The sequence below is a fragment of the Carboxylicivirga sediminis genome (assembly GCF_018156225.1).
Taxonomy (GTDB): Bacteria; Bacteroidota; Bacteroidia; order Bacteroidales; family Marinilabiliaceae; genus Carboxylicivirga; species Carboxylicivirga sediminis.
The window spans coordinates 38,473-56,873 of record NZ_JAGTAR010000015.1; the positions used below are offsets into that span (position 1 = coordinate 38,473).

At 38.6% G+C, this 18,401-nt stretch carries 9 protein-coding genes; 7 read left to right on the top strand and 2 right to left on the bottom strand.

Going from position 1 to position 18,401, the window contains the following annotated elements:
* Positions 1 to 133: 133 nt before the first annotated feature.
* Entirely contained in the window at positions 134 to 424 is a 291-nt protein-coding gene (locus KDU71_RS10940) for a hypothetical protein (protein ID WP_212190748.1), read from the bottom strand.
* 585 nt (positions 425 to 1,009) lie between these two features.
* Between KDU71_RS10940 and KDU71_RS10945 the strand changes: the two genes are divergently transcribed.
* Positions 1,010 to 2,149, top strand: a complete 1,140-nt coding sequence (locus KDU71_RS10945) for a helix-turn-helix domain-containing protein (RefSeq protein WP_212190750.1) — start codon at positions 1,010 to 1,012, stop codon at positions 2,147 to 2,149.
* A 167-nt stretch (positions 2,150 to 2,316) separates the two neighbouring features.
* Here the strand turns inward: KDU71_RS10945 and KDU71_RS23205 are convergent, their stop codons facing one another.
* Positions 2,317 to 2,445, bottom strand: a complete 129-nt coding sequence (locus tag KDU71_RS23205; protein ID WP_262898260.1) for a hypothetical protein — start codon at positions 2,443 to 2,445, stop codon at positions 2,317 to 2,319.
* A gap of 85 nt (positions 2,446 to 2,530) precedes the next feature.
* On the opposite strand from KDU71_RS23205, the gene KDU71_RS10950 reads away from it, so the two are divergent.
* From KDU71_RS10950 to KDU71_RS10975, 6 genes are all read left to right on the top strand, one after another.
* Positions 2,531 to 4,090 (top strand): coiled-coil domain-containing protein, encoded by a 1,560-nt coding sequence (locus tag KDU71_RS10950; protein ID WP_212190752.1) that lies wholly within the window; start codon positions 2,531 to 2,533, stop codon positions 4,088 to 4,090.
* 129 nt (positions 4,091 to 4,219) lie between these two features.
* On the top strand, positions 4,220 to 7,315 hold the full coding sequence (locus KDU71_RS10955) for a SusC/RagA family TonB-linked outer membrane protein (RefSeq protein WP_212190753.1): 3,096 nt from the start codon (positions 4,220 to 4,222) through the stop codon (positions 7,313 to 7,315).
* A 17-nt stretch (positions 7,316 to 7,332) separates the two neighbouring features.
* Entirely contained in the window at positions 7,333 to 8,760 is a 1,428-nt protein-coding gene (locus KDU71_RS10960; protein WP_212190754.1) for a RagB/SusD family nutrient uptake outer membrane protein, read from the top strand.
* A 118-nt stretch (positions 8,761 to 8,878) separates the two neighbouring features.
* Complete coding sequence (locus KDU71_RS10965; RefSeq protein ID WP_212190755.1) at positions 8,879 to 10,315, top strand: FISUMP domain-containing protein; 1,437 nt, start codon at positions 8,879 to 8,881, stop codon at positions 10,313 to 10,315.
* Positions 10,316 to 10,346: 31 nt separating this feature from the next.
* Complete coding sequence (locus KDU71_RS10970) at positions 10,347 to 17,852, top strand: S8 family serine peptidase (RefSeq protein WP_212190756.1); 7,506 nt, start codon at positions 10,347 to 10,349, stop codon at positions 17,850 to 17,852.
* 111 nt (positions 17,853 to 17,963) lie between these two features.
* Positions 17,964 to 18,284: a PH domain-containing protein gene (locus tag KDU71_RS10975; RefSeq protein WP_212190757.1), complete on the top strand. Its 321-nt coding sequence runs from the start codon at positions 17,964 to 17,966 to the stop codon at positions 18,282 to 18,284.
* Positions 18,285 to 18,401: the final 117 nt, after the last annotated feature.

The following is an 18,401-nucleotide window of genomic DNA, read 5'->3' on the forward strand; positions in this document are numbered from 1 at the left end:
GTGATGCGTTTTTTATTTCATTCCCTTCATAATCTGTGGCAATCACGATACAGCTTAAAATACATCTATTATATATTCGTTTCTTGGTTACAGCAAAGCTGCAGATGTCAACCCAAAGGGTAGAATAACGATATTAGCCGAAGGTCAAGAATCCTAGATTTTTCTCAATACACTCGTCACACAAGCATATTATTAGTTCTTTCATGTCGAACCTACTGCCATATCCTACTGTATCTCTGAAAACAGCACCGCCATCCCAAGCCAGATTCTCTGGCTCATCAGAAATAACTCCTGACATCTCTTTTACTGTCTTTTTACAAATAACACATTTTAGTTCCTTTACCATTGTATTTGATTTATATCTTTCAAATTTAATAATTGCATAAGAGCATGTATGGGTTGTTAGCCACTTTTTATATGCCATTCATACATTAAATATAAAAGAAACTCGTGCCCTAATTAATAAAGGGAAATGGTTTTTCGAGCTTTTCTTAGCTTTCTTAAGCTCATAATTTGCTTTATCCAGTAAAACTGTGCTTTTTTGAGTTTAATCGTGCTTATCGTTTGCTTTTTCTTGCTTAACTGCTGTTATTTTTTACTTCAGTCCATTTAATTACCGCTCTGTCTTAGCTTCTTCATGAAAAGGGATTGATAAAACTAGGTTTCATTTTCTCTTCAAGATAAAATTTATAGGCATTTCCACTTATAGCGATTTATTGTTTCTGTGAAATAATAAAATGAATGGTTATTTTTTTAAATCTTGATATTATTGTAGCCTAAAATTAATAATACCCTTAAATTATAGTCTTGAAAAAAGAATTTAATAATCAGAATAGACTATATTAATACGATATAATACCTTAAAAAGGTAGAATGTGATACATTAGTGTCATAGTAATTTTATATAATCTGATTTTGGTATTAAATTTGAATGTGTTAAAACCACTCAAAGGCTGTATTCTTATTTTTTTGGTAGATAAGTCTTATCGTATAAAATATCAGGCTGCGTATGGAAATTGGGAATTTATTTAATGTAGTTTTATTATTGGGTGCTGTTTTATCAGCATTATTATCATTCTACCTATATTTTTATCCAACACGTTTTTTTGCCAATAAAGTATTGGGACTATTAGCTTTCTCATGGGCCTTGACTGTATTTGGTTTTATGATTCAATCACCAGATTTTTTTTCGCGTTATCCTCACCTGTATGCTTCATTAGATGTGTTTGCATTATTATTTTACCCTTTGATGTATATTTATTTAAGAACCTATTTGTATGATGATACTCGAACGTGGAAGAAGAACCTGGTACACTTAATTCCTGGATTGTTATATGTTGTGGTTTTTATACCTTTTTTTATACAAAGTTCCGAAAGCAAAGTGCAGATGATTTTGGAACGTTCATTTCCACAGTGGTATATCTCATTGCAGTTATTTTTTAACCTTTTAATAGTTGTGCAAGGAATATTCTATTCTATATTATCATTGCGTAAATTACACCATTTTCAGTACTTTAGAAGAGTTCGGTTGACAAGATATCAGTTAGGATCATTGAAATGGCTAAAACTATTCATAAGCTTGAATATCTTATTGTGGTTATGCGGCACATCTGGTATTATTATGGAGGTTTTACAGGTTAATATTAAAATCGATCTTTTCGCTGTGTTCTATTTGGGACTTACCATCTTAACAATCTTTCTTGGTGTATTTACAATTAAACGACCAGAATTCTTCGCTGAGGAAGAAGATATTTTAAAATATATTACCAATAAACCTGTACAGCAAGCCTTTAAGGAAGAGAATACCAATCGTAATGACAAAGAGTTAATATTAAATTATTTCGAAGAAGATAAGCCATACCTCAAATCGGATCTTAAAATGCAAGACCTTGTCAACTCAACAGGCCTTTCTTATAAACGAATATCCGAAGTTTTTAATGTCGAATTCCAGAAAACTTTTTTTGATATAGTTAATGAATACCGGATGAGAACGGCCATTGAACTAATTAATTCAGGTTATCACCGACAACATACCCTACAACATCTTGCCGAGCAAGCTGGCTTTAATTCAAAAACAACCTTTAATCGAATTTTTAAGAAACAAATTGGTAAAACGCCTACCGAGTATATCCAGGCTCATAACTTGTAATGGGTGTTAATTCATAAGTAATCGTTTTAACTATCTTTTGGTAAAAACTTTTTAGAAACAGGTAGTAATTGTTCATTTCATTAAAAAAAACGGGGGCAATCTATGCCCGTATGAGTGCTTTTTAACTTTCTTTTGCACCTTATAAGTACCCTGTTTCCCTAAAGGGTCTAGAAAATAGGTGTTTCAATGGTTGTTAGCTTAAATCTCATATTAATAGGCGTATAGGTGTGAGTTGTACCAATGCGTACCCGCCCGATACCGTCATTGGCACCATACAAATTGCTATGGTTCTTCATTCAATTTATAGTCGCTTAAACTTGTGAACCACTTGAATGTGATCAGGTGTTAAGTAATATTCAAAATTTTTAAAAAAATTAAGCGATGAAAAGAAAACTATTGCCTTTTTTAATGATGGTACTAGTGGCCATTATGGGAAGCTGTGTCGGTGATGACATTGACAGTTTACAAGATCAAATTAACGATTTAGATGATAAAGTAGCTGAACTGGAAAAAACACAGCAAGAAGCTTTATTGGCTGAAATTGCAAAATTACAGGCAACTATCACTACTCTACAGGAAGCCATGGAAGCAGGTGATTCAGATTTGGCTTCACAGTATGATGCCCTGTTGAATAACTTAACATTATTAGAAGAAGAAGTAGCAAATAACAAAGATGCCGTGTATTACGGTAATTTAATTACCGATGAAGATTTTGCTGCATTTATGGCTCAGGGAGCTACAATTGTAACAGGTAAAATCATTGCTACAAGCCAGGCTCACATTGATGCATTAGGAGCTTTGAAATTAGTTGGTGGTAACTTGTCAATTTTTGGAGGTACTGCAGTTGAATTGATTAATCTACAAACGGTTAGTGGAAGCCTGATGGTTGAAGGTGTTAACGAAGAGAATGCTTCTATTAACTTGCCAGCCCTTGCAAGTATTGGTGATGAATTATGGGTATCAGAAAATGAAGGTTTAACATCTTTAAATGTAAATGCTTTAATACTTGTCAATGCATATGCGAGTATCGTTAGTAATATGATGCTTGCAGACCTGAACTTAGGAAATGTAAACTTCAATGACGATGTATACATTAGTAGTGGCTTAAAGGGTACTTTGACACTAGGTCAGATCAATGGTACTCTTCAACTTATGTATACTGGTATTACCAATGTGGTGGTTAATTCAACTGTTATTGGTGGAGATTTGTATATGAGTGGGAACGGTGCTTTAGAAGCCTATGACATGGATAAAATTACTGAGATTAAAGGTAATTTGACCATGGAAAGTAATGGAGTATGGGGTGCAACGGATACCGAGTTTGCAGCTTTTGCCGGATTAACCACTATTGTTGGAAATGTGATGATTAGTTACAATTATGTTCCAGTCATCGAGTCGTTTAATGCAGTTACATCTGTTCAAGGTAATTCAATTGGTATTTACGGTGATTCGTATTCTCAGGTATCTGTATTTAATAATTTATTGTTTGATAATACACGTCATTCAATTGACATCAATGTTAGAACCGATTGGTTTAATGGCTTTAATGCTTTAAGTAATGCTAACATATTGAACCTTACACTAGAAGGGAATTCGAAGTTTGATGAAGTAACTGGTGAAACAACAATAACACCCAATAAGGTAAATGGCTTCTCAAGTTTAGTTGATTGTAAAGGCATCACATTAAAAGTACCTGATGTGTTTGAATTTGATGCATTTAATGTATTTGATAATTTTTGGTCTGCATGGGGAAAATACTGCCACATCTATGTGCCTTTAGATACCGATGTTGATTTGTGCTCGATGCAGCCTGTTTTAAATAAAATTGCTGCAGGTGATTTTGGAACTGCTGTGGAGGTGAAATTCTATGAAGGTTGGATGGAGTTAACTGATCCTGCTGCAGATATAATTAATAACCGTCTGATTGATGGCTGTAATTAATTAAAGCTAATGATTGCACCCCTAATCTGGGGTGCAATTACCTAATCCTATCCCAAACTAATTGAACAACTAAATTTTGAATCGTATCACATTTCTTGTTGAAGTGTGAATAACTGTAAACCTATTGTAATGAATAAACTAATTAGTGTAATAGTATTACACTTGTTATTGATCAGTCCAATGTTTGCCCAAGAGCTAACGCTTGAGGGAACTGTAGTGGACAAAACTGGGATAGGGCTACCCGGCGTAAATGTTGTGGTAGATGGTACGCAAATAGGCACTGTTACAAATTTAGATGGTTACTACTCGCTTCAAATACCATCCAGAGATGTAACACTGGTATATTCCTTTATTGGAATGAATACTGTAAAAGAAGAGGTGAATGGACGAACTCGCATTGATGTTATCTTAAGCGACGATAGTCAGAAGCTGGAAGATGTAATGGTAGTGGCATATGGTACTACTACCAAAGAAGCCTATACGGGAGCTGCTCAGGTGGTTGATAAAGAGATGATGGAAAACAGACCTGTTACCTCATTTGAAAAATCGCTTCAGGGAACTACGGCCGGGTTACAGGTAACCAGCAGTTCAGGTCAGCCAGGAGCACAGGCCACAGTGGTGATACGTGGTATTGGTTCACTAAATGCCAGTAGCACACCACTCTACGTTATTGACGGTGTGCCAATGGCAGGCGGATTAAATGATATTAACCCAAACGACATTGAAAATTTAACTGTATTGAAAGATGCCGCAGCTGCATCTTTATACGGCTCCAGGGCTGCCAATGGTGTGATTATTATCACTACAAAAAAAGGGAAAGCCGGACAAACCAGAATATCATTTAATAGCCAGGTTGGTATTTCGTCACGCATCTCAGACGGGTATAAGTTGATGAATTCTTCACAGATATATGAACAATCGTGGATGGGACTTTACAACTGGGGACTGCTTTATGGCGAGCATGAGAATGGCGATCCTTTTAACCGCCAGGATGCCATTGATTATGCACATGGTTCAGTGAAAGAAACCGTTGGATTTAATCCTTTTGGTGTTGATAATCCATTGGATGACAATGGCCAAGTGATTCCCGGAACCAAAGTACTAACTGATACCGATTGGAGAGATGAAGTTTATAAAACGGGCGTCATCCAAAATTATAACCTGAACGTAGCCGGGGGAACTGAGAATACAAATATATTCTTCTCATTAGGTTACTACAATGATAGCGGAACAACTTTAAGTTCTGATTTCACCAGATATACAAGTAAAATTAATGTCAATCATAAGGTCAATAGCTATATTTCAACCGGAATAAGCAATAATCTGACCTATTCGGAAACCAATGCTCCTCCGGGAGGTAGCGGCTTTGCCAATCCGGTTCGTTCAGCTGAAGTAATTAATGCAGCTTCTCCTGTATATAATAACGATGGAACTTATAACTGGGATAACAAAGCCATCAGGGACTTTAACCCTGTAGGGTTATCAGAGTTAGATATATATCGTTATAATGATGTCAGAGGTATCTTAAATGCTTATATCAACGTCAATCTATTACCTTCTTTATCTTTTCGTTCAACCGGTGGTGTTGACTACGCCAATAGTAAAGGGTTAAATTACTTAAATCCTTATCATGGCGATGGCGCAGGTGTTGAAGGACGAAGCAGCATGTCGCGTTCCGATAATATGATATTGAGCGTTTCTAACATATTTAATTGGACCAAAAGCGGAGCAGACTCTAATTTTGAAGTGCTGACCGGTCAGGAATTAACAACCGGTAAATCCACCTTTCTTTCAGCAGAAGCTACCAAGTTTCCTATTCCTGGATTTCCTGATTTGAGCTGGGGTGCTAAACCAGAACAGCCCAGCAGTGGTCCGTCAGAGTGGAAGTTACTGTCTTATCTGGGACAAGCTAAATATAATTATGGTGGTCGCTATTACTTTAGTGCTAGTTTAAGAGGTGATGCCAGTACGCGTTTTGGCGAAGACAACAAGTGGGGTCTTTTCTATTCTGTTGGTGCCAGCTGGAGACTATCAGAAGAAAGCTGGATGCAGGATATTGCGTGGTTAAATAATTTAAAACTGAGAGGTAGCTATGGTACCTCAGGTAACAGTTCAATTGGTAATTATGCATCATTGGGATTATATGGTAGTGGTGCCAATTACGGTGGGTTCCCGGGGATAGCTTTTGTGCAGCCGGAAAACAATGATATTGCGTGGGAATCCATTGCTTCTTTTAACATTGGATTTGAGTCAAGGCTTTTTAATCGTCTGGATGTCAATATGGAGTATTACCAGAGAGATTCAGATGGACTCTTGTTTGGCAAGCCTTTATCGGCCTCAAAAGGTTTCTCTGGTATCATAACCAATTTGGGTGCCATGGTTAACAAAGGTCTTGAAGCAACACTTGATTATGATGCTATCCGCACAAGCAACTTCAAATATGCTGTAAGCTTCAACATTACAAGCAATAAGAATGAGATACTCAACCTTGTAAACGATCGTATCCTGTCAGGATCAAAACTATTGGAGCCCGGGGCTAGTTTGCATCAGTTCTATTTACAGGAGTGGGCCGGGGTTAATCCTGATACAGGACAACCCATGTGGTTTGTGAATGCTGATTCTGACGACAAGGCCGGTAATGTAATTCCTGAATCTGCTTATCTGGATCCACACGGAAGTGGACGTCAGGTAACAAGCAGTTACTCAGATGCTGAGCGTGTAAGAAAAGGAACAGCATTGCCTGATTTTTACGGCGGTCTGACCAATAACTTCAGTTACAAAAATTTTGATTTCAGCTTTTATTTCTACTACAGCCTGGGCAATCAGATTTATAACGATGACTATGCAACAAATATGCATGACGGTTCACAACCTGGTATTAACCTGGCGGCTGATGCACTTGATGCATGGACACCCAATAACCGATATACCAATGTTCCGCGCTATGTAGCTTATTCTCAGGATGAGGGTAATCAAATGTCAACACGATTTTTGGAAGATGCCTCCTACCTACGCCTGAAAAATATTACGCTCGGATACACCTTACCGCAAGCGTGGACAGAGCGATTCCATTTGCAAGGTCTTAGGGCTTTTGTATCAGGTGAAAATTTATTTACACTCACTAAGTTTAAAGGTTTTGATCCCGAAGCAGCCTTAAATGGTCGATTAGGAAATGCTATTCCGGGAGTAAAAGTAGTCACAGTGGGACTTAAAATTGATTTGTAATATTCAAATTATAAGTGATGAGAATTTCAACATATATATATATCGGATTAATATTACTGGCTCAAACATTATTTGTGTCTTGTAATGACGACTTTTTAAACCCACAACCTGAAACATCAATTGGTGATAAGGATGTTTTTAAATCATATGAAACGGCACAGGCAGCTCTTGTTGGCGTGTACGACCAGTTGAGTAGTTATGCTTTCGAAGGATTGTTTGTACCCATTATAAGTGATTTGACAGGAGAGGACGTGATGATTAGTCCTGAGAACAACTATAACTGGTTTGTAGCTCCTTATCAAATGAATACATTGCCTAACTATACGTTCTCAGAAAGTCCTTGGTGGGCTGGTTATAAGGTTATTTTTGATGCCAATATGGTTATTAAATATGCGCAACAAATACCTGATGCTACTCAGGAACAAAAAAACCGGATTGAGGGTGAAGCAAAAGTTATTAGAGCGTTTGTGATGCTGAAACTGGCGCAGATGTTTGCACCAGCCTATGCTGCGGATTCTGAAGCTCCATCTATCTTATTGGCGATAGAACCGCTTAAGCATGATGATCCGGATATTGGCAGGGCACCATTATCTGCTGTTTATACACAAATGGAGGAAGACCTGCTGTCTGCCATCAACTTGCTTGAATACAAAAACGATATTCTAGACAAGGGCTTCTTTGATAAACGTGCAGCACAAGCAACGCTTGCCAGAGTGTATTTGAATATGCAGGAGTGGGAAAAAGCCAGGGATATGGCTGTGCTGGCACACCAGGATGTCAAGCTGATGGCAATTGGTGAATTAAGTAATGGTTTTTATTACCGTAATTCAGAAACGATTTTTACAGTGGCTTACACAGCTGACGATAATAACGTGTATTTATCTATTCCTTCGTTTTATTACCCGGTATACGGATACAGTTCTATGCGGGCGAATAATAGGTTTGTAGAGCAATTCTCAAACAACGATGCACGTAACTATTATTTTGTAATGGAACCACAAGTTGATAGTGAAAGATATCTGATTGTTAAGTTCTTACATAATCAGCAAGTTGGTAATGCCGAGCGTATCAGCATAAGAGCTTCCGAAATGCACTTAATAGAAGCTGAGTGTGAGGCCGAATTGGGCAACAATAGCGCAGCTCAGGATGCTTTACACGTTATTCGGAGCCGCGCCATACCGGGTGTTCAAAAAAGTTCGGCTGTAGGGCAAGCACTTGTTGACGAAATTTTAATAGAAAGAAGAAAAGAGCTGTTTGGCGAAGGCTTCAGGTGGAACGATATTAAGAGAAGACAGAGCCCGTTCGTACGAGCAGGCGATCATTGGGTGAGATTCGATTTCGAGGCAGGTGATAAGGACTATTACAGGATGACATACCCTATTCCTCAATCGGAAATTGACAATAACACGGCACTTACTAATGAAGACCAAAATATTGGTTATTAGTGCAAGGGCAGGCTTTTAAGGGGACCTTTGGCTTGATGCGTTACCTAACGTATCAAGCTGGTTTTAGAAGGCTCCCGTTCAAGGCTTAGCTTGTCGACAAAAAGAAAAATTAAAAGAGATGAAACAAACGATTATAGGAACTTTGTTACTGTTGTCAATTGCATTACTCCATATTGGATGCAATAAAGACCAGGAACCGGTGATTCTCAATCCAGATGCGGGGGGCGACATTCTTAATGTTGAAAATGAAGGATATGTTGTAGGGCTAAATGCTGTTCCGGCCCCTGAAGGACAGGAAGGTAGTTGGAGAATTTACATGGGGGAAAATGGTCATTTTGATGATGAAAATGATCCAAAAACCAATTTTTATGGTGAACCGGGAGAGCGTTACCTGATAGGATGGGAATTGAGCGAACGAGGACAGTATGAGGCAGCTACCATCAATGTATCATTCAAGCCGCTTAATCCTGTTATCTTAAATACAGTAAGTGATACTGTTTACAATAATATATCCGTTTATCTGGAAGCAGAAGCTCCACGCTTTGGTGCCACCGGAGTGTGGAGTATAATAAGTGGAACAGATGCACGAATCATAAATGACATGGAGGGTGAAGCTGAATTTATTGGCGTTAAACATCATGATTATACCGTAAGGTGGACGCTTAGTTATGGTTCTAAAAGTGTGTCAAAAGATATGGTCTTTACCACGGATGAATTAAAAGCCTTTGCCGGATTGGATAACCTGGATATTAAAACCGCAAAGGGCGTACCAAAATTCTTTACACTTGAAGGCTTTCTGCCTGCCGGAGCAACTGGTAAATGGGAAGTTATCGGTGGCCAGAATGGTATAGTACATACACCTGCAATCGACAACTCATTATTCGAAGGGGTGGTCGATACCGTTTATACACTTGCATGGACAGTTGAACTGGATGGCATCCAATCGGTGGATACAGTGGATTTACGCTTCAGAGGTAAGTGGGGCATGTGGACCGATGAGCGTGATGGACAGACTTACCGCTTTACTGAAGTGAACGGACTTGAATGGATGGCTGAAAACTATAACTATGCAGCTGAACCAGGTTATGGTTCATGGTACTATGGACAAGATGCCAGAAGTATTATTGAAGATGGTTATGCATTAGAAACCGAAGAAGATAGAAAGTACTACGGCCGATTGTACGATTGGCATACAGCTTATAACTACGCGCCTGAAGGATGGCGTCTCCCGAGTTCAGAAGAATTTAATAACATGCTGGTTGCCTTAGGTGGTGCATTGTACGCCGATGAAAGAATTAAAGAAGGTGGTGATACGGGCTTAGATCTTGGTTTTGCAGGATATTATAACATAGCAAGTCCATCAGATCCTGCCTTTAGAAATGCTTTTATTGGGCAAGATATGTCAGGATTATATTGGCTAAATGAATACTATGATTACAATGGCCGGGGAACTGTGTTTGAGGTCACATCAAGTTCCGATACACCTGGTATGGGAAGTTTACCTGTTGACTTCTTTAAAGTGTCGGTAAGGTATGTTCGTGATATTCAAGATTAGTAAGTGGTACCTTGATTAGAAAATGAAAAATATGAAGAATTATAAACTAATATACCTTCTCCTGATTGTCCTGATGTTGGTTCCTAAATCATTACTAGGACAAACTTCAGACATCAATATTGAGGACATTGAGAAAGGTAGAATTCGGATAAAGCTGAAAAAAGAGCAGTTGATCAGTGTCAACTCATCTTTAAAGTCGGCTACAAGTGCATTAAAAGGAGGAGTGACAGGTATTACAAGCCTTGATAATATTAGCAATCAGGTTGGTATTACCCAGATAAGGCGTGTATTTCCATTTTCACTAAAAAACGAAATGAAGCACCGTGAACATGGTTTGCATCTGTGGATTGAATTGGCCTTTGATGAAAGTGTTGATCCACTTACTGTGGTAGATCAATATAAAGGCTTGGAGGAGATTGAAATTGTAAAGCCGGTCTATCGGAAAATAAGGATAGATTCAGATAAAAAAGCCATACCCTATATGATTGAAGTAGTTAGTAAAGCTTCAAAACGGGCCAATACCTCAGCTTCTGTTTCATCAAGCTATACACCATTTTTTGACGATCCCTTATTGCCTAAGCAATGGCATTACGAGAGTGATGGAAGCATTGTAGAAGATGGATATGATATAGATTTATTTGAGGCCTGGCAACAAACATCAGGTAATTCAGATATCATTGTTGCCATAGTCGATCAGGGAGTAGATGTGTATCACGAAGACCTCCAGGCCAATATCTGGCGAAATGAAGCCGAGATTAATGGTGAAGAAGGTGTGGACAACGATCAGAATGGCTATATCAATGACTATTATGGATACAATTTCAGGATGGATGCTTCTGATATTGTCCCCGGAGATCATGGTACTCATGTTGCCGGAACAGTGGGGGCTGTATCCAACAATGGAATTGGAGTAGCTGGAGTAGCAGGTGGTGATGGCTCAGGTAATGGCGTGAAACTAATGTCTTGTCAGGTATTTGATGAAAGGGCTTCGGGCGGAGCTAATTTTGCACAAGCTATCGTTTATGGTGCCGATAATGGCGCTGTCATCTCACAAAATTCATGGGGTTATAATGGTGAAGGTTATTACGAACCTGAGGTGCATGATGCTATCAGATATTTTGTTGCCGAAGCCGGACAATATGATGGAAGTCCTATGAAAGGTGGTATCGTTGTTTTTGCTGCCGGAAATGAAGGTGTTGAAACATTAAGGTATCCTGCTGCTTTTGAAGAAACTATTGCTGTTACCTCTTTGGGACCAAATGGTGTGGCCGCAGCATATTCCAATTACGGAGACTGGGCATCGATAGGTGCTCCAGGTGGTTACCAACCTGATTTTGGTGAAGAAGGTGGTGTTTTAAGTACCATTGTTGATAATAAGTACGGATACATGGATGGTACGTCCATGGCATGTCCGCACGTGTCTGGTGTGGCTGCACTGGCCATCGCTAAGTTTGGAGGTGAGGAATTTACAGCTGAGGAATTAAAAACAATTCTGCTAAACTCAACAAAACGATTCATTTTTCAGCATAACAATAAATATGGTACAGGAGCACTAAACGCCGCCAGTGCATTGGCCGATGATAATCGCATACCACCCAATGCAATTACAGACTTAAGAGCTTCTGATATTTTTCACAATGAAATAAGGATCGAGTGGACCGTACCTGTTGATGAGGACAATGGAGAACCTCGATACTACTATCTGTGCATAGGAGCGAGTGAAATTACCGAACAAAACTTTGATAACCATTCTATTTTCTTGCTGGAAAATGAATTAAAGGCTGGCGAAACATTTAATATTGATATTTCCGGATTTCAGAAGTTAACAGATTATTGGTTTGCTATTAAATCAGCTGACCAATTCGATAATATATCTGATATCTCAAATATATTAAAAGTAAAGACCTCTAATTTGCCCCATTTTATGGAATCAACAAGAAGTGTTGATGTGGCAGTTGATGTCTCGCAAGAGTCCGTTAAAAAAGTGCAGATTGATTTATCCAATATAGGTGATGGAATAGTGTATTACAGCTCTACAGTACGCAATGAAAAATACTATTGGAAACCGGAGGCGCAAATTTTATCAACGCTTGCTTCCTCCATTGATGCGAAAGTGCAGACTGCAGAATTAAATCCTGAGTTGTACGAAACAACACGCCCTTATTCAAAAGATCTGCCATCTCTTAAAGCCGGGGTATCGGGGCAAACCGACTTAACCCATTGGAAGGATGATAATACAGAATGGGTTGCAGGATTAAGCTATCAAAATTCTAATCCACCTGCTAGTTTAGTAGGTTCTGGAAATTCGAATGCCGGATTGATTGCGGCAACACGATTTGATATTCCCTATGATTATTCCTTAAACGTTACACATCTTGAAGTTGCATTGTGGCCTGAAGTAAAGGATAAGCCAATAGTTATTGAATTGCGAAAAGGTTCAAAAGACGTAAAGGGCTCTGAAAGAATTTATATGCAGGAATACTATCCTGATACCACCAATGTATTGAAGTATTATCGTATACCCATATACCAACCGCAGCGATTTGAGGATGGTGAGATATTCTGGGTGGTTTTGCATTTCCCAAAAGAAATGGAATATCCATTGCCTGTCCAGTTTGGGTCAATGGAATATGGGTACTTTGTCTTTTCTAAAGACAATGGTGTAAGCTTTCAGGATGGTTTATATTACTTGAGGCGTCCTATTATTCCAATGTTATCTGTTCTTAGCACCGGTGATGATGGTTCCTATGTGTTCCTCTCTCCTGGCTCAGGTGAGATTCCGCAGGGAACTACCGTTAGTGCAGATGTTATTATTGATGCCACGCACCTGACCGAAGGGAAGCATTTGGCATCCCTGGGTATTATTACGAATGATATTCATAAGCCAATGGTGAATATTGAAGTGAAGGTCGATGTGACTGGTCAATTACCAAAGATTAATACCGATAAGATACACCAGTTTAAAGCTTATGTGAACGAAGAAAATAGGCTGATATTCGACCTGCACAATGAGGGTTTAGCCGATTTAAAGGTATATGATGTTATCTCAACTACAGCAGGCATTACCAAGGCTTTTGAAGATACAGTTATTATTACGCCCGATTTCGATTCGAGTGTGCCGTTTAGTTATACGCCTGGCTCAACCGGCGTAATAAAAACAGGGGTTAAGCTGGTTACCAATGTTGGAGAGATAAATCTGCCATGTGAATTTTCAGTGGTTGAAGCTCCTGTATTGAGTATAAGTGCAGATAATAGTGTTGATGTGGTTTATGGCGAGACTGCAACACTTGTCCTTCAGCTGAGTAATGACGGTCTCTCTACTGCACTCGAGTATGATTTGAGCCATTATGACCCACTGAAATTAAGTAAAGGTTTGTTGGCAAATAAATTAGATTATCAGATACTTACTTCAACCGACGTCAATGGCCCTGAAGATAATGCCTGGGACGATATTATCGGTTTTGCAAAGCTTTATAATAATGAGCAGGTAGCGTTTAAAAAATTCAATCTGGGCTTTCGTTTCCCGTTTTATACCGAAAGGATGGAAGATGTGTATATGAATGCCAGAGGGGAATTATTTTTCTACAGAGATGGTATTTTCTCTAACGATCCAGATGCGGAATTTTATGGCCATGCAAAAGGGTGGTTATTACCTATAAAAATTGAGGATCACTATTTGGTGGCTGAACAGGTTTATCACCACACTTTTGGTGATAGAAGCATGTATACCGTGAATGCTATAATAAGAAAGCCTGGAGATACTCCTGATGAAAATCACGGAGAAATTTCTTACCAAGTGGTGCTTTACCGAAATGGTACCATTGACTTCAGATATCAGAATGTAAGTGATTTAGATGCAGAGTGGCGATATAAAATTGGTGTTCAGGGATTAACCGGAGAAGATCTGCTCATTTACAAGGAGTATGATGATACTGGGAATGTGGTGTATGATGGAAAAGTAATTCGCTTTGAGCCAGTGACCGGCCTAAGCATGATTGTTTCTACCTCTTCAGCACATGGAGTAATAAGTGCCGGTGATGCAAGGTCGGTTGAAGTGACGATTGACCCTGAGGCAATGAGCTTAGTGGCTGGAAGCTATTCGGATAACGTTTTAGTACAAACTAATACGGCTAACAAAGCAGAATACTGGCCATTTACCATTAATGTAACAGGTACACCTGAAGTAGTTACTACGGATACTATTGATTTTGAGACCGTGAAATTGGGAATGGAAACGCAGGCATTTATTTTAGTTGAGAACATTGGTTCATCTGATGTGTCAGTTGATAATGTCACTTTCGATCACGCTGTGTTCACGTCTAATAGTACCTTCCCAATTAGCATCAATGGCCTGGCCAATCATCCCTTAAATGTAACTTACAATCCGGATGCTGTTGGTGAAATTGAGAGTAAGGCACATATTAGTTTGAGTGACGGAACACAAAAAACGGTCGTTATTACAGGGAATGGCGTTGAGGATCCATCTTATGACATTACAATTTCTGAAGAGGTTGTGGTTAATATTAATGCTGGTGACGTAACTACGCTTCCAATTAGCCTGATGAACCATGATAAAGGAGTACCACTCGATTATACCTTTAAAGGTAATTGGCTATCCTATATTGATGGTATGGAACCTAAACGTGGAGAAGGCGATAATAACTTGGGCTCAAGTTATGGGTATTGGTGGCACATAAGTAATGAGAATACCCCATACCATAAGTGGGAAGACATTAGCAATGACTCTGAAATGCTGCTGATTGAGCAAGATAAACAACAGGAAATTGAGTTACCATTTGAATTTCCATTTTTCGGAGAGTATTATAATATTATTTGGGTATCTAAAAATGGCTATGTCACAGTTGTAGAACCTGAGGTGGATTATTTCGATTTTGAGTTCCATAAAGATGATGGACTGAGTGGTATGATTGCACCATTCTGGTCACCTTTGTTACCTGATGAAGGTAAGGGTGTTATGCTCAAAATGGAGGACTCACGCGTACTGCTGCAATGGGATGAGTTTACCCCTGAAGAAGGGGGTAATGGTATTTTAACATTCCAGCTGGAGATTATGAAGGATGGGACTATTCATTTCCATTATAAAAGTGTAGATCCTTTTACCGGAGGTCTTCAATATGGTTTAGAGAGTCCGGATGAAGAGGAAACTGTTGAGACAACGCGCTCATGGATCTTACGATGGTCCAAGCTTTCCAATGAGTGCTCGATAACGTTTGTGCCGCCACTTAAAGGAACCCTTGAGAGTAATGAGCAAGCCGATCTGACTTTGGCCTTAACTGCCGAAAGGGTCTATCGTTCTGGAGTTTATCGCGATACAGTTGAATTGTATACCAATAGCTCTAAGCAGGCCTTACATAAAATACCGGTTCAATTGACCGTAAGCGGCCAACCTGAATTGGATATTCCAACCTCGATGGACTGGGGTGAAACGGTGTTTAGACCAGGACTTGCCCTAACTCGTAAAATTAAGCTGGTTAACACAGGTTATGATGTGCTGAATATAGATAAGGTTGTGCACCTGCAACTGGACAACCTCATACTATATGATGAAAATGGCGTGAAAATTGTCAAAAGCAGTAGTGGTGAATTATTCTCTGATATTGTTATTGCACCATGGGATCAATATATAGTTAATGTGGAAATCCCGGTTAATGAATTTAACGATGTAAATGGCTCTATTAGCTGGGAAGGTGATTTTGAGAGTTTAGTAACACCAGTAACTGCCACCATTGTAGAATCTCCGGTATTTGCATGGAATGCTACAAATCAATCGTATAGGTTGAATAATAAAGAGACTGCAGAATATCAGTTTACTGTTACCAACCATGGAGAAACAACGCTCCATTACGATTTTGCACCAGCTGTTGCCCCAAGTGGAGGAGAAACGGAATTTCCTGTGGTTATCGATGGTGAAAGTAATTATACGTTGGAATATCCCATAACGGTTGATTCGTTAACATTAGAGAAGAAAGAAAAAGCTGATGGCAGCCTGATACCTTTGATAGAAGGTAACAATAAGGGGTTCTCAAACCGTTTTACTGCCCCTGAGGGCGGGTTTTTCTTAACACATGTAAAGGCTTTTACTTCTTTGTTAAATCTTAATGAATATGTACGAGTTGAAATATCCATGGGCGGTGAGTTACCTCAGGATGGTGAGCAACTCTACGAAGAATTCTTTGTAGTGGATCAAATAGTGGATGAAGGTTGGGTGTTTTTCCCATTATCACAACCGATAACTATTCCTGAAGGAGAAAAGTTTTTCGTTACTGTATATCAGACTAAATCCCATAAATATATGGGATTTGAAAATACGAATGATGAAAATTTAAAATCGAATAGTTTTTCAGGAAATCATAATGAAGGAGATGATTATTACTGGTGGGCGCACTATGAAGATATGGTATGGAAGATTAGACCACTAACAGCTGCTGGTGAGGACTCGTGGATTGAACTGGATAATTATTGTGGTGAGCTACAAGCCAACGAATCGGTGCAGGTTAACGCAACAATATTGGCATCAAAAGCTGGACATGGTGAACACACCGGGAAAATTATAGCTTTATGTAATGATGTAGATAATTCGAAGAGTGAGTTTAATGTGTCTTTAAGCGTTAATGGTGCTCCTGAGTTTAAATACTATCCAAATATTTACAAAGATACTTTAAGTGTTGTTGAGACCGAAGAACTGCTTCTCAACTACCTGTATGTTGATCCGGAAGGAGAGACCATGAGTTTTGATTTGGAAAATGCTTATCAGGGACCTCAAGTAAAATATAAGGTAACTGGCAATACAACTGTATCGGTTGAAATCAAAACCGGTTATGATGATGAAGGTACTTATTCATATCCGGTACAGGTTACCGATGCATCAGGCAGTATAGCCAATGACACTATTGTGATTAAGGTGGCAAATAAAAACCGGGCACCAATATTTAATGAGGATTATGCTGTGATTACTTTGAATCTGGCTGATCCAAGGGCTGTGGCAATAGATCCTAGCGATGTATTTACAGACCCGGATGGAGATGATATCGAGTTTTTAGCTGGCAACTATACACCTGATATTGTTGACATGTCATTTGGTTCAGTCTATATCAACTTAAACCCCTTAAGTGCTGGAACAGGTATGCTGGTTTTTGCTGCTGATGATGGTAAAGAAGATGGTTTTGTCATTTATGCAGTGTATGTACAGGTTATTGATGACCCGGATGCATTAGATACGTCACCTGACGGTATTTGGAAGGATAATCCGAATGAAACATTTCAATTCAGTATTTATCCAAATCCGGTAACGAATGGTCAATGTCAGTTAGCCATTAGTACCAAGGAAGATACTAATGCAGTAGTTGAATTATTTAATGCAGTTGGACAAAAGTTGAAAATCATTCAGATGGATAATTTACTTGCAGGTAAACATTTAAAAAGTGTTTCATTAAATGGTTTATCAAGCGGTATATATAATTGGCGCTTAATTATTGACGGAGAGCAGGTAGGAGTAAAGAAACTTATCATTAGATAGGGTTAGGATAAGTAAATAGGATGAAAGCCGGGAAGGTCATTGACCTGCCTTTCCGGCTTTTTAAAGATAGAAGGACGGACTAAGACTCTAATTAAATTAACTAAAAGAAATATGAAAAAAATAGAAGATGAAAAAAGAGCTTTTCTTTATGAAAAAAATGTGATTGAAACCGAAGCTCAAATGGTTATTTACGAGCATTTAAAAAAAGGTAGGCTAGTTTTGACAAGCCACCGACTAATTTTTATAAATGAAGATAGAGAGGTGGTTAAAAATTTCATGCTAAATAATATAGATTACCTATCTATAAGTAAAGTCCTTGGTTTTATGAGCAATGGATTTCGTCTGTGTTATAACGATTCCATATATAAAGTTCGGGTAAAATATCCTGATGATTGGATTAAGTTAATATTGCTTCAAAAGCAATCAGGATAATGATTAACTAATGTACCATATAACCAACACGAGATTAAAAGCCTAATATTTTAAGAAATTAAACCTATTTCTCAGAGTCCAAATAATTACAATTTCCATTTATCAACTTAATAAGAT

Bases quoted from the DNA above. Each gene is read 5' to 3' on its own strand.
- KDU71_RS10940 (WP_212190748.1), bottom strand. From the start codon at position 424: ATGGCATATAAAAAGTGGCTAACAACCCATACATGCTCTTATGCAATT.
- KDU71_RS10945 (WP_212190750.1), top strand. From the start codon at position 1,010: ATGGAAATTGGGAATTTATTTAATGTAGTTTTATTATTGGGTGCTGTT.
- KDU71_RS23205 (WP_262898260.1), bottom strand. From the start codon at position 2,445: ATGAAGAACCATAGCAATTTGTATGGTGCCAATGACGGTATCGGGCGG.
- KDU71_RS10950 (WP_212190752.1), top strand. From the start codon at position 2,531: ATGAAAAGAAAACTATTGCCTTTTTTAATGATGGTACTAGTGGCCATT.
- KDU71_RS10955 (WP_212190753.1), top strand. From the start codon at position 4,220: ATGAATAAACTAATTAGTGTAATAGTATTACACTTGTTATTGATCAGT.
- KDU71_RS10960 (WP_212190754.1), top strand. From the start codon at position 7,333: ATGAGAATTTCAACATATATATATATCGGATTAATATTACTGGCTCAA.
- KDU71_RS10965 (WP_212190755.1), top strand. From the start codon at position 8,879: ATGAAACAAACGATTATAGGAACTTTGTTACTGTTGTCAATTGCATTA.
- KDU71_RS10970 (WP_212190756.1), top strand. From the start codon at position 10,347: ATGAAGAATTATAAACTAATATACCTTCTCCTGATTGTCCTGATGTTG.
- KDU71_RS10975 (WP_212190757.1), top strand. From the start codon at position 17,964: ATGAAAAAAATAGAAGATGAAAAAAGAGCTTTTCTTTATGAAAAAAAT.